This window comes from Priestia sp. SIMBA_032 (genome assembly GCF_046535215.1).
In the GTDB taxonomy this organism is placed as follows: Bacteria; Bacillota; Bacilli; order Bacillales; family Bacillaceae_H; genus Priestia; species Priestia aryabhattai.
Genome location: NZ_JAWRXD010001006.1, coordinates 1 through 259, shown reverse-complemented (window position 1 = coordinate 259; position 259 = coordinate 1). Strand labels below are relative to the sequence as shown.

At 47.9% G+C, this 259-nt stretch carries 1 protein-coding gene; it reads right to left on the bottom strand.

What is annotated here, in order from left to right:
* Nucleotides 1–259 (bottom strand): hypothetical protein (locus SB717_RS37380; protein ID WP_410908174.1); only part of this gene is annotated, 259 nt, incomplete at both ends.

Below are 259 nucleotides of genomic sequence, written 5' to 3'. Positions count from 1 at the left end.
CATCCGTTGTCCATTCACCATTCGGCCCCTGATAGACTTGCTGCCCATCTGATGTCAAAAAGTGCGAGAACTGACCAGTTTCAGAGTCGTACTCTGGATTCAAGTTAACCCACGAATCTCCCAACTGAGCTTGAAAATGCTGACTATAAGGAGACGAGATAATGGCTCCAGTAAAGGGATCAGTGCCACTACCATCGATGGTGTAGTCACCCAACACGATGATCAGGCCATCGAACTCAGGATTACCCTTGAACTCAAC